Source organism: Vibrio sp. 1078-1 (assembly GCF_033340475.1).
Genome location: NZ_JAWOWM010000543.1, coordinates 1 through 614, shown reverse-complemented (window position 1 = coordinate 614; position 614 = coordinate 1). Strand labels below are relative to the sequence as shown.

Here is a 614-nt window from a genome sequence, read left to right as displayed (position 1 = left end):
GTTATCGCGACGCGAACACCATTGCGGTTGAAGAAATCGAGGAAAGGCTCAACAACGGTGACCGTAAACCACGCCACAAGTTTTGAACCGACGACTTCTTTGTGTCTTTGTTCCGCTTCGGATTGGAGCTTTTCACGTTGTGTGACTGGTTCGCCCACTAACAAAGTGAACACCATGAGTACCACAACAACGGCTGCCATACCGTAATACACACCGTTCCAGCCGATAGTATCGGCGTTAACAAACGCCAAGTATCCCGGCAATGAGTAGCCTGTCCACCATCCGATGACTGCCATAGCCGAAGCTTGTGGCAACTTAGATTCTTCCGATTTTGGAAAAGTATCAATTCGGAAAGCGTCGATGGCGATGTCTTGTGTTGCCGATGCCGTTGCAATACACAAGGCGAGCAGAGAGGCGAAAATGAGATTTTCCGCAGGATTGACCCCTGCAATGAATAATGTGGCAACCAGCACAATGCTTTGACAGAAAAAGATCCAACTGCGTCTTTGTCCAAGCAGAGGATACAACAGCGGTAACTTCACTCGGTCGACCAAGGGAGCCCACAGAAAGTTGATCGCATAGACCGCAAAGACACTACCAAAATAGCCGATTGC

Annotated in this window: 1 protein-coding gene; it reads right to left on the bottom strand. The window is 49.0% G+C overall.

Translation table 11 applies throughout. The annotated features are described in order from the left end of the window. On the bottom strand, positions 1-614 hold a 614-nt coding region (locus R7190_RS28690; protein WP_318138038.1), incomplete at both ends, for an MFS transporter.